We start from the raw sequence: 25,906 nt of genomic DNA on the forward strand, positions 1-25,906 counted from the left end.
TTAGAATAGTCCGTCGCTAGGAGTCAAGAACTTCGTTCAACCTATCTACAACAGCTTTCACTTCTATGGTATTAGTGATGTGTTCGTAAGGCTTCACCTTTTTATTGCCAAAAATAGAAGTAGGCACTAATGGAAACTGCTCTCTATCTACCCTTAGTTGGTTTTCCATAGGTTGTGCATAGGGCGCAAAGCCCGCATAAGGATGGGTATTTCCCCACAATGTAATTACAGGAATTCCATACAAAGCGGCGAGATGTCCGTTACCGCTGTCCATAGCAATCATGGCGTCTAGATTAGAAATCACGGCTAGTTCGTTTTTAAAATCTGTGGTGCTAGCGAGATTGATCACGTTTTTATAAGAATTGGCGATCTCTTGTAATTGTTCTGTTTCTTTTTTCCCTCCACCGAAAAGTAAGATGCTCAAATGATCTTTTTTTGCTAGTTCTTCGACGATTTCTTTAGCCTTTTCTAGGGTAATTGATTTATTTTGATGTGCAGCAAAAGGCGCAAAACCTATACATTTAGAAGAATTAAGGCCTATTTGTTCCTGAATTTGAGGTGAAAGGCCCTGTTTAGGTAAGAACTCGGTTCCTTTTAATTCTATGTCAAAACCAAGGTCTCGCAGCACATCTGCATAGCGTTCTGTGTTGTGCTTTAAGGGCTGGAAAAAATTTGGGTCACTTATAAGTCGTTTCTTATCAGAGCGGCCTTTGTCGATTTTGGCTTTAGGAATTCCTTTAAGAAAAGCACCTAGTAGGTTACTGCGTAGCACATTGTGAAAATCGGCTATACCATGTATTTCAAGTGCTTTTATTTCTTTAGAAAGTTTATAAAGTCCAGAAATGCCTTTATGGACTCCATCCACATCTGCTTCTATACAACTACTATCAGAAAGCGGCTCTAGGATGGAACGGAACCTTTTTCGCGTAAGCGCTAGTATTTCAACACTTGGGTAATCCCTTTTTAAAGCCAGTAAAACAGGGACGCACATCGCCACATCGCCCATAGCGCTTAGTCTGATGACAAGTATGCGTTGAGGTAGCGGCATGAATTATTTTAAAGCTCTGAGGACTGGGTTAAGTTCGTCATCATTGTACATTTTCATTTGCTTATACACTTTCATGTATTTGTTTCCTTTAGAGATATCTTCTAATAATTGATCAAGTGCGGTGGATAAATCAATGCGTTGCTCTAGAAGAATGTCCAGTTTCTTTTGACAGGCGTTGATATGTTCTGGTGAAGCATCGGTACGAGTTGCCTCTTCATTCATATGGTATATTTTCAATGCCAGTATAGACATGCGATCTACTGCCCATGCAGGACTTTCTGTATTGATCGTAGCCCCATCTTTAATGGGTACATCGCTGTATTGATCTAGAAAATAACCATCCACAAATTCTACCATATCGGTGCGATCTTGATTGCTCGCGTCGATTTTTCTTTTAAGAGTCAGTGCGGCAACTGGATCAATTTGCGGATCTCTAATAATGTCTTCATAATGCCATTGAACGGTATCAATCCAGCATTTGCGATACAATAAATGCTCGATAAGATGCGTATTGCGGTCGTAAGGATTTTCAAAACTCTGATCTACTGTGTTTACAACGTGGTATTTATCAATAACCGTTTGAAAAATTTTATTGGCTTTATCTGAAAACATAATTATGATTTTATAATGCAAATATAAAGATTTACAAGCGCTCTAGAATTTAAGAAAAAAGAGAATCAACATGCTGATAAGCGGAATCCATAAAAGAGTCTCTTTAATGATCTTATCGTCAGTTTCTTGTATAAACCTAGCTGTAAATATAGCTATGACTGGTAGTACAAATAACGCGATACCTTCGATCACTAAAAATACAGATCCACAAACACCGGCAAAGCCTAATATAGAAAATCGCGATCGCGCACTTAATGAAATGTTGGGAAAACCCAGTAATATTGCTGCCGAAAAAAGAAAGCCAACGGACCCAAAAATTAAAGAAACGATTGCAGACAGCGACCATTCATTAGTCAAGTAATCAAAGGTATAATCAAAGCCTTCCAGTATTTTTAAAAGGGAATCAGTTCCAGTATATAAGTCAAGAGTAAAAGTGAGTAATCCCACCCCACTAATAGCAATTAAAGGAACCGTCCAGTATTTTATATTAGTAAAAGCATAAAGAATAATACTTATAAAAACAATTAAGATCAATAAGAACGTCCACGAATAAAATAGCGCAGCAGTGGCGATCCAAAAAGAAGCATCAAATATTTTTTTTATGAGACCCAGTCCACTACGCATACTGAGTAAGCTTCTCAAAGCGAGAAGAAATAATAAATAAGCAGTAAAAACCTCTATACTAGCCGAATATAAAGCTGCTATAATAAGTAAACAGCTGTGAATCCATATGGAATAAGAGTTGTTTTGAGTGAGTTCATTTTGCAGAGTGGTAAATTGGAAAAGCGCTATAGATCCTAAAGCCACCATAGGAATCCATATCACACTCCAACCTAAATCGGGTTGCTGGACCAAAAAATACCCAAGCAGGAGCCCTACCATCAAAAAAGTGATGATGAAATGAATGGGTCTACTGGTTTTAAAAAAACTGGTAAGCATAGAGATTTTTGACTATTTTTGCAGTCGCAACAAGCAATTTACAGAAATGGAAACTTTATTAGACGCAATAGTAAGCTTATTTGAACTTATCTTAATTCCTTTTGATGCTCTGAGAGCATTAGAGACTGAAAGTTGGTTTGCAGCAAATGCTATATCATGGATCGCAATTCTTATCCTAGTGGCAGCTGTTGTTTACTGGATGTTACAACTTAAAGAGTACGATAAGGATGAGGATAAAACTCAAACGGGTCACTCTTTCTTAGGTTAATCACTTACTTGTTAAAGGTCAAAACCTATATCTTTACGATAATAGATCTTATCAAAATGTAGTTTTTCTACATTTTGGTAGGATTTTTTTAGTGCCTGTTTGAAATCATTTCCGTAGCTAGTTACCGCCATAACGCGCCCACCATTAGTTATCACCTTACCTTCTTTTAGAGCCGTACCCGCATGAAAGACGATGCTGTCCTCTACATTTTCTAAGCCTGAAATTTCCATTCCTTTTTCGTAGTTTTCTGGGTAGCCACCCGCTACACACATTACTGTGGTGGCACTTCTAGAATCTATGGTTAGCTTTTCTTTGTGTAGTTCCGCTTTCGCGAAAGCATGCAAATGAGCCAGTAAATCACTAGATATACGAGGCAAGACGACTTCGGTCTCTGGATCACCCATTCTTACATTATACTCGATGACTTCAGGCGCTCCATTTACGATCATTAAACCTATAAACACAAAACCTTTGTAAATAAGATTTTCTTTTGCAAAACCCTCAATAGTAGGTTGTATCACAAGATCTTCTATTTTTTGCATCAACTCATCGTTTGCAAAAGGAACCGGAGAGACGGCGCCCATACCCCCAGTATTCAGTCCTGTGTCGCCTTCTCCTATACGTTTGTAATCTTTTGCGGTAGGCATCACTTTATAAGAGTTACCGTCGGTCATGACAAAAACACTCATTTCAATTCCATCTAGAAATTCTTCTATGACTACTTTATTAGATGCAGCACCAAATTTCCCGCCTACTAGCATTTCCTTAAGAGATTCTTTTGCTTCTTCAGCTTGCGGGATGATAAGTACTCCTTTACCTCCAGCAAGTCCATCTGCTTTAAGTACGTAGGGGGGGTTCAAGCTATCTATAAAAGATATTCCTTCTTTTAAGGTTTCTTTTGTAAAACTTTGATAAGCTGCTGTAGGTATGTTGTTGCGCAGCATAAATTCTTTTGCAAATTCTTTAGAACCTTCTAGAACTGCAGCTTGTTTGGAGGGGCCTATAACATTGACATGTTGTAACTCCTCTGTTTGGAAATAATCGTAAATACCTTCTACAAGAGGCGCTTCTGGACCTACGATAACCATAGAAATATCATTCTCAATGACAAAGGATTTGATTGCAGGAAAGTCGGTAATTCCGAGATCTACATTTGTTGCAATTTCATGAGTTCCAGCATTTCCTGGAGCGACAAATAACTTGGTAAGAAGAGGACTTTTAATAATCGAGTATGCAAAAGCGTGCTCGCGGCCACCGCTTCCTAAAATGAGAACATTCATAGGTTGTGTTTATAGAATGCAAAAATAAGTTTTTGTCAAACTGAATAGCAAAGATGCAGCATACTTTATTCAAGAGTTATAGTAATGATATGAATGTAGTCGGAGAATAAAGGTATCTTCCATAAAGTTCAGGGTTCTAAAAACTCAAAAACCCTGCGGGAGTTCTTAGATGTGGTTCAGTTGTTCGGATATTAGAAAAATTTGGTATGCGTTTGAATGGGAAATCTAAGAGCGCATCATATCTTGGTCTAAATAAACGATCTTTGATTCAAAACTATATCAATTGCCTCTACAACTCTTCGATACCACATTAAAACTACAAGGTTTTGAGATCGACAAGGCTCGTGCCGAGTTTGATGTATTAGATTTAGGCGGTATAGAAAACCGCCAACAAGCTCTAGTAAAATACCATTTTACCAACAATCATTTTTACAATAGCCTTGTAACTGATCAATCAGTTTCTTGGGAAGAATTACCTGTTTTAACCAAACAAAATTTACAGCAAGCCTTACACAAGCGACTGAGTAAAGGCTTTACCACAAAAAACATCTTTAAAGGCAAAACAAGTGGTTCCAGCGGTCACCCTTTTACTTTTGGTAAAGATAACTATGCCCATGCCATGACTTGGGCAGCTTTTCATAAGGCCTATAGCCAACATGGAATTGACCTAAACACTTCATTACAAGCACGTTTTTACGGAATTCCACTAACAGGAAAAGCAAGGTATGTAGAGCTTGTTAAAGACTTTTTGAGTTATCGCAAACGCTTTCCTATTTTTAATATGAATGAGGAAGTCCTGCAAGGCTTTGTCCAAGTGTTCTCAAAAAATGACTTTGAATACATCAATGGGTATACCAGCAGTATTGTGTTACTGGCAAAATACTGCCAAAGTAAAAATATAGTTCTCAAAAGTAGTTGCCCAACACTCAAAATAGGCATCGTCACCAGTGAAATGCTCTTTCCAGACGATCGCTTGCTATTAGAAAAATGGCTGGGAATTCCAATATTTAATGAATACGGAGCAAGTGAAGTAGGATTGATTGCCATGCAAAATACCCGTGGAGATTTTGAAATTAACCAACAGAATCTTTATGTTGAAGTAGTAAATGAAGAGAACAGGCAAGTTGCTGATGGAGAAATAGGCAGAATTCTAGTCACGGATCTGTACAACAAAGCATGCCCTATGATACGTTATGAAATAGGAGATTTGGGTAGTTTAAAAACGCTAGATAATGGAACACGAGTTTTAAAAGACTTGCAAGGACGTACCAGCGACGTCGCTTTATTACCCAGTGGTAAAGTAGTTCCTGGCCTGACTTTTTATTATGTGACTAAAGCCATCATTAAAGAAGATTTGGATATTCTTGAATTTATAGTCGTCCAGAAACAACCTGCTTTTTTTGAAATTCAATATGTAAGTAAAAGCGATATGAATGCAGGAATTAAAAAGAACATTCAAAAAGCCATGGATGACTATTTAGAACCCGGATTATCATTAGAGTTCACAAAACTAGAAGTTCTCGACAGGAGTAAACGCGGGAAATTGAAGCAGTTTATGAGTGAGGCCTAAGCTTGAGTTTCATGCTTCCCTTTACATAGAACTGTTCATAAAAAAAGCGGCACAGCATCCAACTACTTTTTAGGCTAGAATATCCCAAATGTTTCTTGTAAACCGCGTAATTAAAGGGAATCAAATTAAGTTTGTTAGAAGATAACCCATCATCTGTTAGTCGGTAACTGGCAACAGGTTCTTGAATTCCTATGGCAACACCTGCATGTTGAATCACGTCTAGCCACATGGCCCAATCTTGTCGTTTACGCAAGGCTGGCATATAGAATTTACCTAGTTTTTTTGCGTTATAAATTCCAGTAAGGTTCCCTAGGTAATTAGCTTTTAAGAGTTTTTGAAACGTCAATTTTTCAAAGGCTTTATGAATAAAGTCGGGTTGCTCTGGGGAGGATTTAAAAATTTCATAAGCACCATAACAACAAGAAGCCTTATGCTTTTTCATCGCATATAGCTGCACTTCTAGTTTATGAGGCTTCCATAAATCGTCTGCATCTAGGAAGGCTATATAGGTGCCGGTTGCGGCTTCTATTCCTTTGTTGCGGGTGGTTCCAGCGCCAGAGTTTGAAGCATTTTTTAAGATGACAAAAGTGAGTTCTAAAGAAGTGTTTTTCGCTGCATAGGCTTTCGCGAAAGCGTAACTAGCATCAGTACTGCCATCATCTACAACAATGACTTCTAAGGGTCGATGCGTTTGTGCTAAAAGGCTGTCCAAGGATTCTTCAAGCGTTGTAAGGCTATTAAACGTAGGCGTTATGATAGAAACCAGGCTCATTTAGTAGGCCTTTTCTTCACCCTGAAACACATTGGCAATGGTCTTGAAAATGATTCTTATATCTAAAGCGATGTTCCAATTTTCGATGTAATAAATATCATTGCGTACACGGCCTTTGATGTCTTCTTCTGTTTCTACTTCGCCTCGGTAACCACTTACTTGAGCAAGTCCCGTAATACCAGGTTTTACAAAGTGACGTACCATAAATTTATCAATCCGCTCAGCATACATATGCGTGTGACTCACCATATGCGGTCGCGGTCCTACCACACTCATATCTCCTAAAAGCACATTGAAAAATTGCGGCAATTCATCAACACTAGTCTTGCGTAAAAACCGGCCTATCTTGGTAATTCTATGGTCACCTCGCTTGACTTGATGCAAGTGCGCGGTGGTATTAGGAACCATAGAACGAAACTTAAAACAAGTGAACTCTTTGTAGTCCAATCCATTGCGAGGTTGTTTAAAAAAAACAGGACCTTTAGATTCCATCTTTATAATGATAGCTACCAAAGGAGTAAGCCAAGACAACACACAAGTAATTACGAATAAAGAGAATACAATATCAAAGGTTCTTTTTGCAAACTTATGAGCGATATCATCCAGTGGGATTTCTCTTAAAGATAGTACAGGGGTTAAACCGTAATAGTCGTATTGTAGATGCTTAGAGAGTACCGCTGCTGTATCAGGAATGAATTTAAGTGTCCTTAAATTATTGTCTGCAAAATCGGTAAGGGCTAAGAGCTGTTCGTTACTTAATTCGGTAACAGAGCAAAAAATTTCATCTATTTTCTCTTGAATTACCCAATTCTTAAATTCAGATAGAGAAAAGGAACTAGTAGTGACGTCTATTAAATTTTTAGAACGGTAGCCGAGGTCTGTATGTGTTTTGAAAAAATCAAGGAGTTGCTGCGTGTCTTTGTTTTTACCCAAAATCACCACATTTCTATAATTACCTCCTAGCGCCTTGCGATAGTTTTTAAGTATAAAAAATAAGGATATTTTTACTAAGGAAATACCCATAACAGTAGCCCCTATATAATTGAAAATATAGGTAGATGCTCTGTTCAATTCATAGTAGTAGCCGAAAAATGCAAATACCATAAATGCAAAAAATACAGACTGCTTAGCTAGACGGGACAGTAAAGTCATGAATTTTGTGTTCCTGCGTATTCTATAAAAATCCAGTTGCATGGAGACAATTACCCAACAAATACCTATAAAAATACTATAGGTAAGTAAGTCAAAACTTTCTTTGAAAAAATAAGACGCAGCAAAAATGATAAGACTCAAATCTACTAGGTAGGAAATGGGTCGTATAAAACCAGAAAAACGGCCATTGCGATAGGCGATACTATCTGCGGATATGTTTTGTAAAGTCTTTGTGGTCACGTTTGTTTAAATCTTCTCTAGAAAGTGATTTGAAATAGTCATAAGTTAATTTCATTCCCTCTTCACGACCTACTTTAGGTTCCCAATCGAGGATTTTTTTAGCAAGTGAAATATCTGGACGTCTTTTCAATGGATCGTCTTGTGGAAGATCTCTATAGACTACTTTCTGGTCGGTTCCTGTAAGTGCAATAATTTCTTCAGCAAAATCTCTTATGGTGATTTCATTAGGGTTCCCAATATTTACTGGGTCTGAATAATCACTAAGCAATAATCTATAAATTCCTTCTATTTGATCGTCCACATAACAGAACGATCTTGTTTGTGATCCATCACCAAAAACAGTAATATCTTCTCCTCTCAGTGCCTGACCCATAAAAGCGGGAATCACACGACCATCATTGAGTCGCATTCTCGGTCCATAAGTGTTAAAAATACGCACGATGCGAGTTTCTAGCCCATGAAATCTGTGGTAAGCCATGGTTAAGGATTCTTGAAAACGCTTTGCCTCATCATAAACGCCTCGAGGCCCTATGGTATTTACATTACCATAATAACTTTCATCTTGAGGGTGTACTAAAGGATCACCGTAAATCTCACTTGTAGAAGCGATAAGTAGTCGGGCATTTTTTGCTTTTGCCAGACCTAAAAGGTTATGCGTTCCTAGAGAACCTACTTTTAAGGTTTGTATAGGAATCTTTAAATAGTCTATGGGACTTGCTGGGCTCGCAAAGTGTAAAATATAATCTAGATCTCCAGCTACATGCACATAATTAGAGACATCGTGGTGGTAAAATTCAAAATCTTCATAAGGGAACAGGTGTTCGATATTCTTAAGATCGCCCGTGATCAAGTTATCCATTGCTATCACTCGGTAGCCTTCTTTTATAAAACGATCGCAAAGGTGCGAACCTAAAAACCCTGCAGCACCAGTAATAAGAACTCTTTTTTTCATGTAAAACGCAGATCAGTTATTAGTGTTCAAAGATAGGAAAATTGAACGCGTGCTGACCCAGCTTTATTGAGAACAGCTAAACAAGTTTTTAGATTACCGCATTCCCAAAAATAAATGGATTGGGATCGAGAATAATCTTCTTATAATTTTCTAGCTCTTCTGTTGCAGCAACACCTGGGAAGTCTCCTTTATAAGTTTTCATATCGGTCATGATTTGAAAGTGCAGGTGTGGAGAATAACCACCGTTTTCTTCTGGTTTTCCTAGGTGTGCTATGATCTCGCTTTCGCGAAAGCGGAGTCCCACAGACCACTTTTTCATATCACTTATAGAGAGGTGGCCATAAAGGGAATAGATTTTTTTAGCCTTGAAATCGTGTTCCAAAATTAAGGTAGGACCGTAATTGCCTGGGTCGTCGTTGTGAGCAAAACTGTGTACAATGCCATCCATAAATGCGTGAACGCTGGTCCCTGCAGGAGCCCAAAGATCCATACCCATATGAACATCTCGTACCACGCCAGACTGAAATCGAGCCGATTTTCTATACAAAGCACGCTGTTCTAAGTAACCACCGTGAGCCACATATTTACCAGTACGATCCCGTTGTTCTTGCAGGTACTTTTCAAAAACAGGAATGTCACTCACCTCATTCTCATCCCAAAAGGAATTTGCAACCGACAGGTTGATAGGGAAATAGTCCTCTGAACTGTATTTGGGATCGATAAGCTGTTTAAATGTCATGATAATGAATGCTTCAATTTTATAGCAATTTAATGAAATACCTAGCTTCATATTGCCGATAAGTGCTTTAAATCCTCAATAAATTGGCGTATTTTTAAACCAAAGAAATTTGATATGATCAATAGAACGGTAAAAGGTGTGGAAGAAGCACTGGAAGGCGTTAAAAGCGGTATGACTTTGATGGTAGGTGGTTTTGGACTGTCTGGAATTCCTGAAAATAGTATTGCTCAACTGGTAAAAAATGGAGTGAGCAACCTGACGTGTATTTCAAATAATGCAGGTGTAGATGGTTTTGGCTTAGGCTTACTACTTAAAGGAAAACAAATCAAGAAAATGATTTCTTCTTATGTAGGAGAAAATGACGAGTTTGAACGCCAGATGTTAAGCGGTGAGTTGGAAGTAGATTTGATCCCTCAAGGGACACTAGCCGAAAGATGTCGCGCAGCACAAGCCGGTATTCCAGCATTTTTTACACCAGCAGGTTATGGTACTGAAGTAGCTGAAGGAAAGGAAGTCAGAGACTTTAACGGAAAGCCACATATTCTAGAACAAGCCTTCAAAGCAGATTTTGCCTTTGTAAAAGCATGGAAAGGAGACGAGGCTGGAAATTTAATTTTCAAAGGAACGGCTCGTAACTTTAATCCAGTAATGGCTGGTGCAGCGACTATCACTGTTGCTGAGGTAGAAGAACTGGTTCCTGCAGGGGAATTAGATCCCAATGAGATTCATATTCCAGGAATATTTGTAAAACGAATTTTTCAAGGAGAGAAGTATGAAAAGAGGATTGAGCAACTTACGGTGAGAAAACGAGAATAAATAATTTGCTGATGTGACAATTTGTTAATTTGATAATACTTAAAAATACAGTATGAGAAATATAAAGGATAATGCTATAGTTAGTCTGACTTTTAATTTTTCGCTACAAATTATTGATTTTGTCCAGCAACTAAAAAGTCAGAAAGATTGGGATTTAGCATCGCAACTCTTCAGATCTGGAACGAGTATAGGGGCAAACGTCTGGGAAGCTCAAAACGCAGAAAGTTCCAAGGACTTTATACATAAATTTAAAATTGCTGCAAAGGAGAGCGACGAATCTGAATACTGGTTAGAATTGTGCAAAGCATCAAAACATTTACCAACCCCTGAAGAACAAATTTTTAAAGACAGAGCATCTATATCAAAAGTCCTGTCTAAAATTATAGGAACCACAAAACGTAATAGGAATGGATAATTTGATCATCAAATCATCATCAAATTATCTCATCATCAAATCATCAAATTAATCATGTTAGACAAAGTAGGAATAGCAAAAAGAATCGCCCAAGAAGTAAAAGACGGGTATTATGTCAATTTAGGAATAGGAATACCAACCTTGGTAGCTAACTATGTTCCAGAAGGGATTGATGTAGAGTTCCAGTCAGAAAACGGTGTACTAGGAATGGGGCCTTTTCCCTTTGAGGGAGAAGAGGATCCAGATGTGATCAATGCAGGTAAACAAACCATCACCACATTGCCAGGCGCCAGCTTTTTTGATAGTGCCATGAGTTTTGGGATGATAAGAGGACAACATGTTGACCTTACTATTTTAGGAGCTATGGAAGTAGCTGAAAATGGCGATATAGCCAACTGGAAAATACCAGGTAAAATGGTAAAAGGAATGGGTGGTGCCATGGATCTAGTAGCCAGTGCTGAGAACATTATCGTTGCAATGATGCATACCAATAGAGCAGGAGAATCTAAACTTTTAAAAAGATGTTCTTTGCCGTTAACTGGTGTGAATTGCATCAACAAAGTTGTCACCAACCTTGCTGTTCTAGAAGTAACTGAAAAAGGTTTTAAATTATTAGAACGCGCTCCAGGAGTTAGCGTAGAAGAAATTCAAAATGCTACAGAAGGAACTTTGATTATTGATGGAGCGATTCCTGAGATGAACATTTATGAATAATTGCTTTGAGATCTTCTTCTCTTACACTTCATCAAAATTCAAGACTAATTTAGGGCTAGTGGCATAGGCTTGGCAAGCTAAAGAAAAACCAGCAGCGACTTCTTTGTCGGTTAGTATCGCGTTTTTTGCCATTAGTGCGGTTCCTTCTTGTATTTTACAAATGCAAGAGCTACAAATACCGCCTTGACAGCTATAAGGGGCGTCGATGTCGTTCTTGAGCATTACGTCCAGTAAGTTATCACTGCGTTTTACAGTAAGTTGATACTCTTCGTCATCGAGAATAACGGTGAGCTCGGTCAGGTGACTGTCTTCCGTAATCTCCATGTCATTTTCTTTGGTTGTAAAAAGCTCAAAATAGATGTGTTCTTTAGAAAGCACTTCTTTTTCTACCAGATTAGCTGTTGCCATAGCAATCATTTCTTCTGGTCCACATAAGTAGGCTTTTGCAAAAACGAGATCACTTACCACTTGTTTTAAGAAAAAGTTGAGGTTAGATTTACTTACACGACCAAATAATGCCTCATCGCGTTCCTCTCGAGAAAAACAATAGTTAAGAAAAAATCGATCTGCATAGTGATCTTTAAGATCATTGAACTGCTCGTAATAAATGGTTTGCGCTACAGACTGATTTCCATAGATCAAGGCTACTTTGCTATCTGGTTCTTGAGTAAGAATATCGTTGATAATAGAGGTAATGGGAGTGATGCCACTACCTGCTGCAATCATTAAATAATGCTGCGCGCTGTTCGCTTTTTTATGAATAAAAAGACCTTCAGGAGAGGCGACGTCTAGTTGGTCACCAGCGCGTAATGTCATGGCATAGTTAGAAAACACTCCTTTTTCTACGGCTTTGATCACGACTTTTAGGTCTTTTTCATGTGGTGCGCTAGAAAGAGAATAGGCACGACGCACCTCATTTCCGTTTATCGTGGCTTTAAGAGTTAAGTATTGGCCAGCGGTATAGGTAAAGTCAGTTTTAAGGTTCTCAGGAATCTCAAATAGTATTTCTACCGCTTGAGAAGTGACTTTAGTAACTTGTTTTATAGTAAGTTTATGAAAAATCATGACGTGTTTTTAAAGTTGCAAAAGTAATAAAGGAAAATCGAGCTGTAACATTTTTATAATATTTGTAACTAACACGTCAAATTCATTGACCATGATCCAACAATTTATCCATCTAGAATGGAAAAGCTTTATTAGAAGTGCAGCATTTAAACAAAATCTTGCAATTAAGATTTTGATGGGCTTTGGGGCTTTGTATTTTATTGCAATTTTTGGATTCCTAGGTGCAGGTAGTTATTTCATTATAGAAGAGTTTATTGAAGAGGGGAAAATCGACGCAGGCAATCCTTTTCAAGTCATTAATCAGTTTTTAATCTATTGGATTTTTGCAGATATCGCTTATCGTTATATGCTTCAAAAAATGCCAGTGGCCAATATAAAACCGCTGCTATACCTGCCTTTTAAGAAAGGAAAAATAGTCAACTATGCCTTAGGCAAAACAGTGGTATCCTTTTTCAATTTCTTACCTGCGTTTTTCTTTATTCCGTTTAGTGTGGTCTTAATAATTGAAGGCTACAGTATTACCGGGGTTATCAGCTGGCACCTCGCCATGTTGTTGATCACTCTAGCGACTAATTTCCTCAACGTTTTTATGAATAACATCGATAAAGTTTTTTATCCAGTTGTTGCGGTAATGGCAGCTCTAGCCTTGTCTCAGTTCTATGGCATATTTGATATTACCCTATATACAGGTCCGGTATTTATGTTCTTTTATGAAAACGCATGGGCATTTATAATTCCGCTATTGCTTTTGATAGGTGCAGCATATTACGCATATCATTATTTTGAAAAGCAGTTGTATTTAGATGAAGGATTAAAAGCTGCAGCTCAAGAAGCGAGTACAGAGGATTTAAGTTTTCTGGATCGTTTTGGCAAACTGTCTACTTATTTAAAGAATGATATCAAATTGATCAAACGCAATAAACGCGCAAAAATGACCTTTTTTATGGGATTCTTTTTTGTGCTTTACGGCTTGTTTTTTATGCAAGACGTGTATGCTGATATCAATGGGATGAAGGTTTTTGCAGGTTTGTTTTGTACCGGCGGATTTCTATTCAGTTTTGGTGGTCTGGTTCCTAGTTGGGACAGTAGCTATTACAAATTAATGATGGCACAAAACATACCTTACCGGGAGTTTTTGTTGAGTAAATGGTGGCTTATGGTGGCCGCTACGGTAATCAGCACACTATTGTGCTCGTTTTACATCTATTTTGGATGGGACTGGTGGTTTGGAATATTGGCGGGAGCTGTTTACAACATCGGTTTTAATAGTTCTGTGGTTTTATGGGGTGGCGCTTTTGTAAAAACACCTATTGATTTAATGACGACTAAAAAAGCTTTTGGCGATTCCAAGGCTTTTAATGCAAAAACACTACTCTTACTTCTTCCTAAATTGGTCTTACCAGTAGTTATTTATTATGCCTTTGCACTGACCATCAACGAGACTGCTGGGTTTATTGCGATTGCGGCAACCGGAGTTTTAGGATTGCTTTTTAGGAATAAAATTTTCGATCTGATTGAAGATATTTATAAAAATGAGAAGTACGACACTATAGCAGCTTATGCACAAAAGGACTAAGCGGAGCACGTGGATTATATGAATTACGCTTTCGCGAAAGCGAAATTAAAACCAACAACTAACACTATATCATTATGATTACTATAAATAAGCTTTCAAAACAATACAATGGGACGAGCGTACTAGACATAGAACATCTTGAAATCCCTAAAGGTCAGGCCATAGGATTAGTAGGAAACAACGGTGCTGGAAAAACCACTCTGTTTTCCCTGTTACTAGATTTGATTCAGCCCTCTACAGGTCATATCGTTTCAAGCGATGTGAGAATAGATCAAAGTGAAGACTGGAAACCTTTTACAAGTGCTTTTATAGATGAGAGCTTTTTAATAGGCTACCTCACACCAGAAGAATATTTCTATTTCATCGGAGAATTGCGGGGCCAAAACAAAGCAGCTATTGATGCTCTTATCGCTAGCTACAGTGATTTCTTTAACGGTGAAGCGGTAGGACAAAAAAAATACTTGCGTGACCTTTCTAAAGGAAACCAGAAAAAAGTAGGAATTATAGCCGCGTTAATAGGTAACCCACGAGTAGTTATTCTTGATGAACCCTTTGCAAACCTTGACCCTTCTACCCAAATCAGATTAAAGAAAATCATTAAAGAACTCGCCAACGATCCTGAGGTGACTGTATTGGTTTCAAGTCATGATTTGATTCATGTGACAGAGGTTGCTCAACGGGTGGTGCTTTTAGAAAAAGGGAAAGTGGTAAAAGATATTGAAAAGAGCAGCGCTACGTTTAAAGAGTTAGAAGATTATTTTATTGGTATCTCAGAAAGTCATGCGCCAGTGGCAGCAATCTTAGAAGAAGAATAGTTATGAATCCTAGATATAAAATGTTAGGCATTCATGTGATTATTTTCTTAACAGCTTTTTTACTAGCGCGATTTATAATGATGCAGTTGGTTATGGAGGCTTCTCTTTGGACTACTATCGTCCCTTTGACCTGTGCGTGGTTGATTGCTCCTAGACCTCATGTAGTACAAATGCAATCTGGCAAGGAATACGGTTTGAAATCAATTTTCAGCAAGAAGGTATTTAAGGTCTAATGATATACCTTTAGAAAAAATTAATTGCCATGAGTCCTAAAATTAGAGTTTTCCTTATTTACGGAGTTTGTTTTACTGCGTTATTCTTAATTACTAGATTCATACTACTTCAATTTATCGAGCAAGGAGTTTGGACAACTTTTGTGCCTATAGGAATTGCTATGGTATGTTCTCCAAAACCTCATATAGAAGAAACCGAAAAGGGAAGAGAATACGGTTTAAAATCTATATTTTTAAAAACCCCTTTTAAGTTGTAAATAATGAATCACGGTGACGCCATGCAGTTCATTATTCTTTTATAAGGGCACCGTTTGGGAGATATGTTTTTTGACCAGTGTTGTACAGCCTTTTTATTTGTATAGGGTTAACCCTATGGGTTGTTGAGTACAGCACACTTGCTCTCTAATTCAATGGGAACACACCTGATGTGTTTTTTATCGTAAGAGCGTTATTTATTTTTAAATAAAAAACATAAAGAGCTTCTGTTCTCTTTTTATTAAGTTGTGGGGTTGTTTTCTTTTTAAAGGGAATGTGCCTTTTAATAAGGTTTCTAGCATTTTATTTTTTGATTCGGCGGCCCTTTTTCACTATCCTTAAACGAGACACCTCTGGGGGATAAATATGTTTGTAGAACTTTCTTTTTCTATTTAAGATTGCTATTTTGATGGGGAAATTAAAATTTAATGCCCGAGCATATATAGTATTAGCCCATATTTGGGTGGGATCATATTACAAAGCCAGAGCATCTATTTTTCAAGAAATTTAGAAATATAGTTCAGTTTAAAAGGCCGTTCCCTACTTCACCTTTATGCTCTTGTAAAGAACGGAAGGTTTTTCAGATAGTTACTAGTAATTTCTTATGGGATGAATAATAGTACAATGTCAATCAGCATGTGGGGATCACTAAAACACAAAGAATATTTTTAATAGGCAATAAAACGAAAGATGTGCCGAGAACTTTACTTACGAGAAGCTCAGAAGGAGGCCCTTGTATTTTAAATAAAGCTTTAAACAACGTTCTTCAATCAAAATGTGTATAAATTTACCATCTTCGGGTTGTAAACTTCATCGGCAGTAAAAAATCCTTATTTTTACGATCTTTTACAATATCAACACGGTATTTGGAGTTATTGAAATTCGTTTAAAACCTATTTTTTGAAACAGTTTTTCTACAATATATGCATTGCATTTTTTCTTACAGCGGTTGTAGCCGCTTGTAGCAGGAAAAAGAATTCCTTTGTAAGCCGCAATCTGCATGCTGTAGGGACAGAGTATAACGTCTTGTATAATGGTAATCTCGCTTTACAAGCGGGGCTTGACGGCTTGGAACAAACTTATAAAGAGAATTACTGGGAGGTATTACCCGTAGAACGCATGACGCTAAAAGATCAAGTCTTTTTGCCAGGTGATAAACCAATAGACCCCAATTTTGAGCGAGCTGAAGAAAAAGCGGTTAAAGCGGTACAAAAACACTCCATGCTTATCAATGAGACGGAATACAACCCTCAAATTGATGAGTCTTATATGCTTTTAGGCAAGGCGCGATATTACGACCAGCGTTTTATCCCCGCATTAGAGGCTTTCAACTATATCTTACAATTTATGCCTGAAAGTGACCAGATCAATCAGGCCAAAGTGTGGCGTGAGAAAACAAATATGAGGCTGGATAATAATGAAACTGCGATAAAGAATTTAAGTCAGTTGCTTAAGGAAGAAGAGGGAGCTATAGAAGTGGAAGATCTCGCTATTGCAAATGCTACTTTATCTCAAGCATTTTTAAATTTGGAGCAAGTAGATAGCGCTCTGTTTTATATGAATCGGGCAGAGCAACAGACTAAAAATAAAGAAATTCAAGCCCGTTATAAGTTCATTACTGCACAACTATTTGCTAAGTCTGGTCAGCGTGATAGCGCTTTTGCGCATTATGATGAGATTATAGAAATGCATCGCAACATACCTCGTCGGTACTACATCAATGCCTTTATAGAAAAGATCAAAAACTTTGACCCTTCTATAGACAATAAAGAAGAATTGCTATCGACGATCGTCGATTTGGAAGACAACCGAGAAAACAGACCTTGGTTGGACGCTATTTACTCTCGAAAAGCCATATATTATGAGAGAGAAGACCGAATAGAAGAAGCAGTAGCATATTACAATAAATCTTTGCGCGTAAAAAACGGTCAGGATGTCTACTTGAGAGCAAACAATTATGCTGCTTTAGGTAAGATAAGTTTTGATCAATCCAAATTTGTGAATGCGGGTAAATATTTTGATAGCGCTATTGCAAATTACGTCGAGCGCACAAATGAGTACCGACTGTTTACTAAAAAGAGAAATAACCTAGACGATGTAATTCTATATGAAGGAAGACGTCGCAGTGCTGATAGTATTCTTATGGTTGTCGGTATGTCGATAGAACAGCAAGCACAATATTATCAAGAGTATATAGACCGTTTAAAAGAGGAAGAAGAACGCATTGCAAAAGAAGCTGAAGTAGCAGCAGCAAAAGAAGCTCAAGAGCAGAATGCGTTTCAAAAAAATACTAACAACAATGTTGCTAAACGCGGTAATGTAGGGCCTGCTTTTGGAAAACCTAGGTCCGATATAGGCTCTAAAACTCCTGGAGGGAGTTCTTTCTATTTCTTTAATCAGCAGACAGTTGCTCGTGGTAAGTTGGATTTTAGAAGAAAATGGGGAAAACGAAACCTTACGGACAATTGGAGGCGCAAAAATAAAAAAGAGGAGCTGCAAACAGAAGAGGAACAAGAGGTCGTTGTTCAAGAAGTGGAAGTACGACCAGAATTTACTACAGAGTTTTATACCAGTAGACTTCCAGAAGGCGCACTCTTGCTGGACAGTATTGCAAAGGCTAGAAGCTTTGCTTATTATCAACTAGGTGTTATTTATAAGGAGAAATTTAAGCGCAACGATCTTGCCATCAGTCGTTTTGATACTTTATTGACGCACGACCCGGCTGAAAAACTTTTATTACCAGCCCTCTATAACTTGTATCTAATTTACAAGGAAGACCCTAGTAGTAATGCTTTCGCGAAAGCAGAACAGTTAAAAAAGAGAATTATAACAGATCATCCAGACACGAGATATGCTCAAATATTGAGAAATCCCGACGCACAACTAGACGACAGTGCGAGTCCGCTGGCAATTTATAATCGATTGTATAAGGAATATGAGAAGGAAAACTACGATTTAGTAATTACCAGCGCTGAGAAGTATTCCACATTATTTAATGGAGACGATATCGTACCAAGACTGGAGTTGTTAAAAGCATTTGCTGCTGGAAGACTTTATGGTTTTCAAGAGTATAAAAAAGGTATAGATTACGTAGCTTTAAACTTCCCTAATACAGAAGTGGGTAAAAGTGCTCAAAAGCTTGCCGTCAGTGCTGAAACGCTTCAAATACCAAAGGTGTTTCTTCCAGAAAATGGGCTTACGGATTTTAAATTACTTTACAGATTTAAAAATACAGAGGTTGCCGATATGGATGACCTAAAGGAAAAACTAGAGGAAGCCATTAAAAAGGAACACTTTACTTTTAGAGTTTCTATAGATACTTACAATATCAACGAAAAGCTTGTGGTGGTGCATGGGTTAAGTTCCAAATTGGGAGCAAAAGGTCTAGGTGCTCTTATGGCAAAAACCGAAAATACTTATAGAGTTTTAAAACCTTACTTAGCTATAGCTTCAGAAAATTATAAAATTATTCAGGTCTATAAAAGTTTAGATAACTACGAGAAAGAATCGTTATAAAAGAACAATAATATGTTGAATTATAAAAAGCAAAGCAACACTTATATGGAGTCTGGTAAATCGCAAAACAGAATAAGTTATGGAACAACTATCCATGGAGATGTAGTTAGTGAAGGGGGTTTCAGAATAGATGGAACTATAAACGGCACTCTTAAAACAACAGCAAAAGTGGTGATTGGAAAAGACGGTAAAGTAGAGGGCGCCTTAAATTGTAATAATGCCGATATTGAAGGGGTGTTTTCTGGAAAGCTAATCGTTCAAGGATTACTTTCTTTAAAGGCTACGGCACAGATTACAGGGGAGGTAACCACACAAAAACTTGCAGTAGAGCCAGGGGCGTCTTTTAATGCCAGTTGTAAGATGGAGTCAGGTATAAAATCCACAAACAATAGTAAAAAAGAACAACCTGTTTAGTCGCACTTTTTAAACCCCTATGCGTATTATGAATTTTTACCTCAAAGCGTTTTTACTTATTCTAGCATTGGCTGTGGTAGGTTTTGGACTGCATTATTTTATAGAAGAATCTCCAGTATTCAAGCTATATCAGCTTTATATATTTTTAGGCTCTGCTACATTTGCCTCAGTTTGTGGCATGCACTATTTATATGAATTAGTTCCTAATCAATTAGGCTATGTTTTTTTAGTAACGGTATTTGTAAAATTTGGTGCTGCCTTGATTTTATTTCCTCAATTATTAAGTCAGGAACCCCCCTTGACCAAAGCTCAAATACTTTCTTTTCTAATTCCTTATTTTACCTTTCTTGCCGTAGAAGCTTTTGTGGTAATCAAGTGGCTCACTAATACTACTTTAGAGTCTTTTGAAAATTAAAAATTCCTTTAAAAAATTTACTAATAAAAGGCTGTTTTTTAATTTCATTTTTGTCGTACATTTGCAGCCGAATTAAAGAACCTAACTTTTTAAGGTGTATTACATGTATAGAGCTTACCTAAAAACAGCTTTTTTTGCTTTGGTTTTTTTTGCTTTCGCGAAAGCGAATGGACAAAATGAACACGAGAAACAATTCACAGAGGGGGAAAAAATTGTCTTTGATGAAGTTGACGAGGGGGAGTATGGCGAAGGAGATGCTGTAAATACCAAAGCCGAAGTAGATAATTTCATTTCACACCACCTCAAGGATTCCCACTATTTTACTCTTTTTGAAAAGGCTGAAGACCACTTTTTTGTAAGCCTACCGCTACCTGTCATTATATGGGATAATGGATTAAGGGTGTTTATGTCATCTGTATTCCATCATGGTGAGGAGATTGCAGAAATTGACGGTAACTATTATCAGTTGCACCACAGCAAAATATATAAAGTTAATGGGCCAAAAGATTTTATAGCGTCAGATGTTCATCATCCTGATAATATAAAGCCTTTTGATATTTCTATTACTAAGAATGTGGCAACCTCCATCTTGGTGGGACTGATTATTTTCTTGATTTTTGGAGGCTTAGCCAAGCAGTATAAAAAACGCGCTATTCCTAAAGGTTTTGGTCGTGTTTTAGAACCTTTGGTAATTTATGTTCGAGATGAGATTGCAAAGCCTAATGTGGGAGAGAAGAAGTACCGCAAGTTTATGGGGTTCTTATTGACAGTTTTCTTTTTTATATGGATAGCAAACTTGTTAGGGCTTACTCCTTTAGGGACCAATTTAACGGGTAATATAGCAGTAACGGTTTGTTTAGCTTTATTGACTTATATCATTACTACCTTTAGTGCTAACAAAGATTATTGGAAACACATTTTTTGGATGCCAGGTGTTCACCCAATAATGAAAATTTTCTTTATACCCATTGAATTATTAGGGACATTGACCAAGCCATTTGCGCTTTTAGTACGTTTATATGCAAACATCACTGCAGGTCATGTGGTACTTTTTACCTTATTAGGAGCAATTACAGTTGCCAAAACAGATTTAAACATTGGAACTGGTGCAAGTATAGGATACGGTGTCTTTTACTTTATTCTTGCTTTGTTTATCACATTAATTGAATTATTAGTAGCTTTTCTACAAGCATATATTTTCACCTTACTTTCTGCCTTATTCATAGGTATGGCAGTTGCAGAACATGATCATCCCGAACATGAAGGTGCTGAAGAAGATGACATAGATGAAGTGAGAGAACGTTTTGTTTAATTTTTAAATTAGTTTATTATGGAAATCCCAACTATTGTAGGTGCAGGACTTATTGCAATCGGAGCTGGTATCGGTCTTGGAATGATCGGTGGAAAAGCAATGGAAGCAATCGCTAGACAGCCAGAGGCTGCTGCTAAAATCCAAACAGCGATGATTATCATCGCAGCACTTCTTGAAGGTTTTGCTTTTGCTGCGCTTCTTTTAGGATAGGCTCAGTAAAAACAACCACATAAATCACTTACCTATAACGGTTGGTTATAGGAGGTGATTTATAAATTAAAGATTAAAAACAATTATTTTAAATACAGATCATGGATCAGTTAATTAATGATTTTTCGTTGGGCCTTTTTTTCTGGCAACTTGTTATCTTCATAGGATTAATATTCCTTATTGCAAAATTTGCATGGAAGCCTATATTGAGTAGCTTAGATGCGCGTGAGCAAGGAATTGTAGAAGCACTTGCTGCTGCGGAAAATGCAAAACTAGAGATGTCAAATTTAGAAGCGTCCAATCAAGCGGCTGCTCAAGAGGCTCGTCTTCAAAGAGACGAAATGATCAAAGAGGCTCGTGAGATCAAAGAAAAAATGATCGCAGATGCTGCTGGTCAGGCTCAAGAAAAAGCAGATAAAATTATTGCTAGTGCTCAAGAAGCTATAGAATCAGAGAAAAAAGCTGCACTTGCAGACATTAAATCTCAAGTTGCAGAGCTTTCTTTAAACATAGCGGAGAAATTAACTCGCAAGGAGCTTTCTGAAAAAGATGCTCAATTGGCACTTATCGATAAAATGCTTGCAGAAGCAAACATCTAGTAACTATGAAATTATCAAGAGCTGCCTCCCGTTACGCAAAAGCTATTCTCTCTCTAGCCATAGACGAGAATAAAGCTGCCGCTGTAAATGAAGATATGAAAAGCATCCTTGTTACTGTTACTAAAAACAAGGAGTTACGCAATTTTCTTTCTAGCCCGTTGGTTAAGGCCGATCAAAAACGTGCCGGATTGCGCGAAGTGTTCAAGGACGCAAATGAGGTGACTATGAAAACTTTTGACTTACTTGTGGCTAACAAGCGTACAGACATTGTTCTTGACGTAGCAACAAGCTTTATCATTCTTTTTGAAGAAATGAATAAGCGTGAGATTGCAACGGTTACAACAGCTGTAGAAATCACAGCAGACCTTGAGAAGAAAGTACTTGCTAAGGCTATAGAATTAGCAGGTAAAGAAGTAACACTTGAGAAAGTTATCGACCCGAGTATTTTAGGAGGTTTTGTACTAAGAGTTGGGGATAGAGAAATCAATGCAAGTGTGCAAAATAAATTTGGTGAACTAAAAAGAACATTTGCTAGTAATTAGTAAAACGAATTAATAGTTTTCATTCCTTTTATTTCGCTTTCGCGAAAGCGAGACAAAAAGAGGTTAGTGTCATTCTTTACAGAGGCGCCGACTAAATAACAACAAATAAAGATTGTCCAGCAGCGCTTGTCGATGCATAGACATTTAACAAGAATAAAAATAAGAACATGGCAGAAGTAAATCCAGCAGAAGTATCTGCAATACTTAAGCAACAACTATCAGGTTTTGATGCGACAGCATCACTTGATGAAGTGGGAACCGTACTTACCGTAGGTGATGGTATCGCACGTGTTTACGGTCTTTCTAATGCACAATATGGAGAACTTGTTTCTTTTGCAAGTGGGCTGGAAGGAATCGTTCTTAACCTTGAAGAAGACAACGTAGGTGTGGTACTTCTAGGTAAATCACTTGAGGTTAAAGAAGGAGATACTGTTAAGCGCACGGAGCGTATTGCTTCCCTTAAAGTAGGAGAAGGAATTGTAGGTCGTGTGGTCAACACTCTTGGTGAGCCTATAGATGGTAAAGGCGCTATAGAAGGTGATCTTTATGAGATGCCACTAGAGCGTAAAGCTCCTGGAGTAATCTTCCGTGAGCCTGTTACCGAGCCTATGCAAACAGGTATCAAGTCTATAGACGCGATGATTCCTGTAGGTCGCGGACAGCGTGAGTTGGTAATCGGTGACCGTCAGACGGGTAAGTCTACGGTGTGTATCGATACGATCCTCAACCAAAAAGAATTTTATGATGCTGGCGAGCCAGTATATTGTATATACGTTGCGATAGGGCAAAAAGCCTCTAACGTAGCATTAATTGCTAATGTGCTTGAAGAAGCTGGCGCACTTGCTTACACCACTATCGTAGCAGCAAATGCATCTGATCCTGCTCCTATGCAAGTATATGCACCATTTGCTGGTGCAGCGATAGGGGAGTACTTCCGTGATACGGGTCGTCCTGCACTTATTGTTTTTGATGATTTATCGAAGCAAGCAGTTGCTTATCGTGAAGTATCTCTTTTGCTGCGTCGTCCACCAGGACGTGAAGCATACCCTGGAGATGTATTCTTCCTTCACTCTAGATTGTTAGAGCGTGCGGCAAAAGTCATCAACAATGATGAAATTGCAGCAAACATGAACGACTTACCAGACAGTTTGAAGCCTATCGTAAAAGGGGGTGGATCTCTTACGGCACTTCCTATTATTGAAACACAAGCTGGTGATGTATCTGCATATATCCCAACTAACGTGATCTCTATTACAGACGGACAGATTTTCTTAGATGGAGATTTGTTTAACTCAGGTGTACGTCCAGCGATTAACGTAGGTATCTCGGTATCTCGTGTAGGGGGTAACGCACAGATCAAGTCGATGAAGAAAGTATCTGGTACCTTAAAACTAGATCAAGCAGCTTACCGTGAATTAGAAGCCTTTGCAAAATTTGGTTCTGATCTTGATGCTGCTACTTTAAGTATCATTGAAAAAGGAAAGAGAAACGTTGAAATCCTTAAGCAATCACAAAACAATCCTTATCCAGTAGAAAATCAAATTGCGATTATCTATGCTGGTTCTAAGAACTTGTTGAGAAATGTGCCTATTGAGAAAGTAAAAGAATTTGAAAGAGACTACCTAGAACTTCTTAATGCTAAGCATAGAGATGTTTTAGATACTCTTAAAGCGGGAAAACTTACTGATGAAGTGATTGATACACTTACAGCAGTAGCTAAGGACCTTTCTTCTCGTTATTAAATGAAATGTAGAGTTCAGAGTTATGAGTTCAGAGTTTTCTGACTGCTAACGCTGAATTCTTAAGATAATCTGTTGAAATGAGTTACAAGGAAAGTCCAATCAGAACGAAGAGTTTTGTTTTTGCTTGTGAGATTGTTCATTTCACAGATCAATTAAAATTAAATAAAGATTTTGAACTGGCATCTCAATTATTAAGAAGTGGAACAAGTATTGGAGCCAATACAAGGGAAGCGCAAAGAGGTGTAAGCACAAAAGATTTTAAAAATAAGTTTGGAATTGCGCTTAAAGAAGCAGATGAAACCATGTATTGGTTAGAAATTCTTGAAGCAACAGGAAGAACAGTACCTAAAGGATTGAAGGATAAATGTGAGGAGCTGATACGTATTTTGGTTGCAATAATCAAAAACTCATAACTCTGAACTCATAACTCTGAACTCAAATCATGGCAAACCTTAAAGAAATAAGAAACAGAATATCGTCCGTATCATCTACTATGCAGATTACTTCTGCCATGAAGATGGTAAGTGCAGCAAAGTTGAAAAAAGCACAAGATGCTATTACAGCAATGCGTCCTTATTCTGATAAGCTTACGGAGCTACTTCAAAATCTTAGTGCTACTATGGAAGGCGATGCCGGAAGTATATATACAGAGCAACGAGATGTAGAAAGAGCTCTTGTAGTTGCAATTACTTCAAATCGTGGTCTTGCAGGTGCTTTTAATACAAATATTATTAAAGAGCTGATTCGTTTAAATGAAAACGAATTAAAAGGTGTGGCTGTTTCTTACATGACTATAGGTAAGAAAGCAAACGACTTTGTAAGTAAGAAATCTCCAGTACAGTCTAATAAAAGCGATTTATTTGAGAATATCTCTTATGATAACGTAGCTGTAATTGCTGAAGAATTGATGGAGCTGTTTAGAACAGGGGAATTTGATAAAATTGTTATTGTGTATAACAGCTTTAAAAATGCCGCTACACAAATCGTAATGACAGAAGACTTCCTTCCTCTTAAGCCAGTGGCAAAAGATGAGGATGCTATTCAAGCGGAAGCCGAGCTGGACTATATTTTTGAGCCTTCTAAGGAAGAAATCGTCGAAGAATTGATTCCTAAGTCACTTAAGATGCAATTGTACAAAGGAGTGCGTGATTCTTGGGCTAGTGAGCACGGTGCACGTATGACAGCAATGCACAAAGCAACAGACAACGCAACAGAGTTAAGAGATCAATTGAAATTGACTTACAACAAAGCACGTCAAGCAGCTATTACTAACGAGATCCTTGAGATCGTGGGTGGTGCTGAGGCATTGAACAACTAATTTTCACACAGACGGAAATATTTATAATTTCATCGAGATATAAAAAAGCCTTTCAGAATTTCTGAAAGGCTTTTTTAATGTGGTGTTTTGAAAAAACTAACTTTTAGGATTTTGGGGTACTAGAAGTTTTGCTTTCTCGAAAGCGAGATACACATCAATTCCTTGTACCAGTAAATAGATTTAAAAAGACAACTTATGAAGTTGTCTAATGTCTTTGCTTTCCGTTCACTGCAGTAACTTGAATCAAGCCTTAGATCTGAATTTATAGAGCACATCAATAATTTTTTTCTACGAGCTCCATAAACCTATTGGCATAGGCATCTTTTCCTTCCCAGTTGTTGTAATCTGGTTTTACCATGCTGTTGATGAAGTTTTGG

The 25,906-nt window shown here is 37.7% G+C and carries 28 protein-coding genes; 19 read left to right on the forward strand and 9 right to left on the reverse strand.

All coding sequences use genetic code 11. The annotated features are described in order from the left end of the window. Window positions 1-16 precede the first annotated feature (16 nt). Genes KG732_RS04175 through KG732_RS04185 form a run of 3 tightly spaced genes read right to left on the reverse strand, consistent with a single transcriptional unit; the run spans window position 17 to window position 2,542 of the window. Complete coding sequence (locus tag KG732_RS04175) at window positions 17-1,048, reverse strand: glycosyltransferase family 9 protein (RefSeq protein ID WP_213521119.1); 1,032 nt, start codon at window positions 1,046-1,048, stop codon at window positions 17-19. A 3-nt stretch (window positions 1,049-1,051) separates the two neighbouring features. Further along, entirely contained in the window at window positions 1,052-1,660 is a 609-nt protein-coding gene (locus tag KG732_RS04180) for a DUF4254 domain-containing protein (RefSeq protein WP_213521121.1), read from the reverse strand. A 42-nt stretch (window positions 1,661-1,702) separates the two neighbouring features. Next, the gene (locus KG732_RS04185; RefSeq protein ID WP_213521122.1) at window positions 1,703-2,542 is read right to left on the reverse strand and encodes a hypothetical protein; all 840 of its coding nucleotides are present in this window, start codon (window positions 2,540-2,542) and stop codon (window positions 1,703-1,705) included. Between the two features lie 22 nt (window positions 2,543-2,564). Here KG732_RS04185 and KG732_RS04190 point away from each other — a divergent pair, with 22 nt between their 5' ends. Beyond that, window positions 2,565-2,867, forward strand: coding sequence for a uracil phosphoribosyltransferase (locus KG732_RS04190; RefSeq protein WP_367271476.1), 303 nt, complete (start codon window positions 2,565-2,567; stop codon window positions 2,865-2,867). A gap of 11 nt (window positions 2,868-2,878) precedes the next feature. Here KG732_RS04190 and purD read toward each other — a convergent pair whose 3' ends face one another. Continuing rightward, entirely contained in the window at window positions 2,879-4,147 is a 1,269-nt protein-coding gene (gene purD, locus KG732_RS04195; protein WP_213521123.1) for a phosphoribosylamine--glycine ligase, read from the reverse strand. Window positions 4,148-4,430: 283 nt separating this feature from the next. On the opposite strand from purD, the gene KG732_RS04200 reads away from it, so the two are divergent. Further along, complete coding sequence (locus KG732_RS04200; RefSeq protein ID WP_213521124.1) at window positions 4,431-5,717, forward strand: phenylacetate--CoA ligase family protein; 1,287 nt, start codon at window positions 4,431-4,433, stop codon at window positions 5,715-5,717. Here KG732_RS04200 and KG732_RS04205 read toward each other — a convergent pair. The 4 genes from KG732_RS04205 to KG732_RS04220 form a co-directional block, all read right to left on the reverse strand. Then, a complete protein-coding gene (locus KG732_RS04205; protein ID WP_213521125.1) occupies window positions 5,701-6,489 on the reverse strand; it encodes a glycosyltransferase family A protein in 789 nt (262 codons plus the stop codon). The genes KG732_RS04200 and KG732_RS04205 overlap by 17 nt on opposite strands. After that, complete coding sequence (locus KG732_RS04210; protein WP_367271477.1) at window positions 6,490-7,881, reverse strand: undecaprenyl-phosphate glucose phosphotransferase; 1,392 nt, start codon at window positions 7,879-7,881, stop codon at window positions 6,490-6,492. Beyond that, window positions 7,844-8,833, reverse strand: a complete 990-nt coding sequence (locus KG732_RS04215) for a UDP-glucuronic acid decarboxylase family protein (protein ID WP_213521126.1) — start codon at window positions 8,831-8,833, stop codon at window positions 7,844-7,846. The genes KG732_RS04210 and KG732_RS04215 overlap by 38 nt, the downstream gene beginning before the upstream one ends. An 88-nt stretch (window positions 8,834-8,921) precedes the next feature. Further along, window positions 8,922-9,623: a peptidoglycan DD-metalloendopeptidase family protein gene (locus tag KG732_RS04220; RefSeq protein WP_213521128.1), complete on the reverse strand. Its 702-nt coding sequence runs from the start codon at window positions 9,621-9,623 to the stop codon at window positions 8,922-8,924. A gap of 63 nt (window positions 9,624-9,686) precedes the next feature. On the opposite strand from KG732_RS04220, the gene KG732_RS04225 reads away from it, so the two are divergent. From KG732_RS04225 to KG732_RS04235, 3 genes are read left to right on the forward strand one after another with little or no spacing between them, the layout of a single operon-like run. Next, window positions 9,687-10,388, forward strand: a complete 702-nt coding sequence (locus KG732_RS04225; RefSeq protein ID WP_213521129.1) for a CoA transferase subunit A — start codon at window positions 9,687-9,689, stop codon at window positions 10,386-10,388. 52 nt (window positions 10,389-10,440) lie between these two features. Then, window positions 10,441-10,803, forward strand: coding sequence for a four helix bundle protein (locus tag KG732_RS04230; RefSeq protein WP_213521131.1), 363 nt, complete (start codon window positions 10,441-10,443; stop codon window positions 10,801-10,803). A gap of 54 nt (window positions 10,804-10,857) precedes the next feature. Then, window positions 10,858-11,517: a CoA transferase subunit B gene (locus KG732_RS04235; protein WP_213521132.1), complete on the forward strand. Its 660-nt coding sequence runs from the start codon at window positions 10,858-10,860 to the stop codon at window positions 11,515-11,517. 21 nt (window positions 11,518-11,538) lie between these two features. Here KG732_RS04235 and KG732_RS04240 read toward each other — a convergent pair whose 3' ends face one another. Continuing rightward, entirely contained in the window at window positions 11,539-12,582 is a 1,044-nt protein-coding gene (locus KG732_RS04240; RefSeq protein ID WP_213521133.1) for a ferredoxin--NADP reductase, read from the reverse strand. 91 nt (window positions 12,583-12,673) lie between these two features. Between KG732_RS04240 and KG732_RS04245 the strand changes: the two genes are divergently transcribed. From KG732_RS04245 to atpG, 14 genes are all read left to right on the forward strand, one after another. Further along, window positions 12,674-14,158 (forward strand): DUF5687 family protein, encoded by a 1,485-nt coding sequence (locus tag KG732_RS04245; RefSeq protein ID WP_213521134.1) that lies wholly within the window; start codon window positions 12,674-12,676, stop codon window positions 14,156-14,158. 74 nt (window positions 14,159-14,232) lie between these two features. Next, on the forward strand, window positions 14,233-14,973 hold the full coding sequence (locus tag KG732_RS04250) for an ABC transporter ATP-binding protein (protein WP_213521135.1): 741 nt from the start codon (window positions 14,233-14,235) through the stop codon (window positions 14,971-14,973). A gap of 2 nt (window positions 14,974-14,975) precedes the next feature. Continuing rightward, the gene (locus tag KG732_RS04255; protein ID WP_213521137.1) at window positions 14,976-15,206 is read left to right on the forward strand and encodes a hypothetical protein; all 231 of its coding nucleotides are present in this window, start codon (window positions 14,976-14,978) and stop codon (window positions 15,204-15,206) included. A 29-nt stretch (window positions 15,207-15,235) separates the two neighbouring features. Further along, complete coding sequence (locus tag KG732_RS04260; protein ID WP_213521139.1) at window positions 15,236-15,463, forward strand: hypothetical protein; 228 nt, start codon at window positions 15,236-15,238, stop codon at window positions 15,461-15,463. 898 nt (window positions 15,464-16,361) lie between these two features. Then, window positions 16,362-18,977: a hypothetical protein gene (locus KG732_RS04265; protein ID WP_213521140.1), complete on the forward strand. Its 2,616-nt coding sequence runs from the start codon at window positions 16,362-16,364 to the stop codon at window positions 18,975-18,977. A 12-nt stretch (window positions 18,978-18,989) separates the two neighbouring features. Continuing rightward, complete coding sequence (locus tag KG732_RS04270) at window positions 18,990-19,391, forward strand: polymer-forming cytoskeletal protein (RefSeq protein WP_300980293.1); 402 nt, start codon at window positions 18,990-18,992, stop codon at window positions 19,389-19,391. Window positions 19,392-19,419: 28 nt separating this feature from the next. Next, window positions 19,420-19,806, forward strand: a complete 387-nt coding sequence (locus KG732_RS04275; RefSeq protein ID WP_213521141.1) for a DUF6168 family protein — start codon at window positions 19,420-19,422, stop codon at window positions 19,804-19,806. Window positions 19,807-19,909: 103 nt separating this feature from the next. Next, entirely contained in the window at window positions 19,910-21,118 is a 1,209-nt protein-coding gene (gene atpB, locus KG732_RS04280; protein WP_213521142.1) for a F0F1 ATP synthase subunit A, read from the forward strand. An 18-nt stretch (window positions 21,119-21,136) separates the two neighbouring features. Then, a complete protein-coding gene (gene atpE / locus KG732_RS04285; protein ID WP_213521143.1) occupies window positions 21,137-21,328 on the forward strand; it encodes an ATP synthase F0 subunit C in 192 nt (63 codons plus the stop codon). Between the two features lie 101 nt (window positions 21,329-21,429). Beyond that, entirely contained in the window at window positions 21,430-21,927 is a 498-nt protein-coding gene (locus KG732_RS04290) for a F0F1 ATP synthase subunit B (protein WP_213521145.1), read from the forward strand. A gap of 5 nt (window positions 21,928-21,932) precedes the next feature. After that, window positions 21,933-22,469, forward strand: a complete 537-nt coding sequence (gene atpH / locus KG732_RS04295) for an ATP synthase F1 subunit delta (protein ID WP_213521147.1) — start codon at window positions 21,933-21,935, stop codon at window positions 22,467-22,469. Between the two features lie 167 nt (window positions 22,470-22,636). Next, the gene (atpA, locus tag KG732_RS04300) at window positions 22,637-24,211 is read left to right on the forward strand and encodes a F0F1 ATP synthase subunit alpha (protein ID WP_213521149.1); all 1,575 of its coding nucleotides are present in this window, start codon (window positions 22,637-22,639) and stop codon (window positions 24,209-24,211) included. Between the two features lie 77 nt (window positions 24,212-24,288). Beyond that, window positions 24,289-24,624 (forward strand): four helix bundle protein, encoded by a 336-nt coding sequence (locus KG732_RS04305; protein WP_213521150.1) that lies wholly within the window; start codon window positions 24,289-24,291, stop codon window positions 24,622-24,624. Window positions 24,625-24,653: 29 nt separating this feature from the next. Continuing rightward, window positions 24,654-25,529, forward strand: coding sequence for an ATP synthase F1 subunit gamma (gene atpG / locus KG732_RS04310; protein WP_213521151.1), 876 nt, complete (start codon window positions 24,654-24,656; stop codon window positions 25,527-25,529). Window positions 25,530-25,906 lie beyond the last annotated feature (377 nt).

Source organism: Nonlabens sp. (assembly GCF_018401815.1).
Taxonomy (GTDB): Bacteria; Bacteroidota; Bacteroidia; order Flavobacteriales; family Flavobacteriaceae; genus Nonlabens.

Coding starts and splice junctions, on each gene's coding strand:
- KG732_RS04215 (WP_213521126.1), bottom strand. CDS start 8,833: ATGAAAAAAAGAGTTCTTATTACTGGTGCTGCAGGGTTTTTAGGTTCG.
- KG732_RS04235 (WP_213521132.1), top strand. CDS start 10,858: ATGTTAGACAAAGTAGGAATAGCAAAAAGAATCGCCCAAGAAGTAAAA.
- purD (WP_213521123.1), bottom strand. CDS start 4,147: ATGAATGTTCTCATTTTAGGAAGCGGTGGCCGCGAGCACGCTTTTGCA.
- KG732_RS04305 (WP_213521150.1), top strand. CDS start 24,289: ATGAGTTACAAGGAAAGTCCAATCAGAACGAAGAGTTTTGTTTTTGCT.
- atpG (WP_213521151.1), top strand. CDS start 24,654: ATGGCAAACCTTAAAGAAATAAGAAACAGAATATCGTCCGTATCATCT.
- atpA (WP_213521149.1), top strand. CDS start 22,637: ATGGCAGAAGTAAATCCAGCAGAAGTATCTGCAATACTTAAGCAACAA.
- atpB (WP_213521142.1), top strand. CDS start 19,910: ATGTATAGAGCTTACCTAAAAACAGCTTTTTTTGCTTTGGTTTTTTTT.
- KG732_RS04230 (WP_213521131.1), top strand. CDS start 10,441: ATGAGAAATATAAAGGATAATGCTATAGTTAGTCTGACTTTTAATTTT.
- KG732_RS04240 (WP_213521133.1), bottom strand. CDS start 12,582: ATGATTTTTCATAAACTTACTATAAAACAAGTTACTAAAGTCACTTCT.
- KG732_RS04220 (WP_213521128.1), bottom strand. CDS start 9,623: ATGAAGCTAGGTATTTCATTAAATTGCTATAAAATTGAAGCATTCATT.
- KG732_RS04255 (WP_213521137.1), top strand. CDS start 14,976: ATGAATCCTAGATATAAAATGTTAGGCATTCATGTGATTATTTTCTTA.
- atpE (WP_213521143.1), top strand. CDS start 21,137: ATGGAAATCCCAACTATTGTAGGTGCAGGACTTATTGCAATCGGAGCT.
- KG732_RS04185 (WP_213521122.1), bottom strand. CDS start 2,542: ATGGTAGGGCTCCTGCTTGGGTATTTTTTGGTCCAGCAACCCGATTTA.
- KG732_RS04260 (WP_213521139.1), top strand. CDS start 15,236: ATGAGTCCTAAAATTAGAGTTTTCCTTATTTACGGAGTTTGTTTTACT.
- KG732_RS04180 (WP_213521121.1), bottom strand. CDS start 1,660: ATGTTTTCAGATAAAGCCAATAAAATTTTTCAAACGGTTATTGATAAA.
- KG732_RS04245 (WP_213521134.1), top strand. CDS start 12,674: ATGATCCAACAATTTATCCATCTAGAATGGAAAAGCTTTATTAGAAGT.
- KG732_RS04290 (WP_213521145.1), top strand. CDS start 21,430: ATGGATCAGTTAATTAATGATTTTTCGTTGGGCCTTTTTTTCTGGCAA.
- KG732_RS04225 (WP_213521129.1), top strand. CDS start 9,687: ATGATCAATAGAACGGTAAAAGGTGTGGAAGAAGCACTGGAAGGCGTT.
- KG732_RS04205 (WP_213521125.1), bottom strand. CDS start 6,489: ATGAGCCTGGTTTCTATCATAACGCCTACGTTTAATAGCCTTACAACG.
- KG732_RS04190 (WP_367271476.1), top strand. CDS start 2,565: ATGGGTCTACTGGTTTTAAAAAAACTGGTAAGCATAGAGATTTTTGAC.
- KG732_RS04270 (WP_300980293.1), top strand. CDS start 18,990: ATGTTGAATTATAAAAAGCAAAGCAACACTTATATGGAGTCTGGTAAA.
- atpH (WP_213521147.1), top strand. CDS start 21,933: ATGAAATTATCAAGAGCTGCCTCCCGTTACGCAAAAGCTATTCTCTCT.
- KG732_RS04275 (WP_213521141.1), top strand. CDS start 19,420: ATGAATTTTTACCTCAAAGCGTTTTTACTTATTCTAGCATTGGCTGTG.
- KG732_RS04175 (WP_213521119.1), bottom strand. CDS start 1,048: ATGCCGCTACCTCAACGCATACTTGTCATCAGACTAAGCGCTATGGGC.
- KG732_RS04250 (WP_213521135.1), top strand. CDS start 14,233: ATGATTACTATAAATAAGCTTTCAAAACAATACAATGGGACGAGCGTA.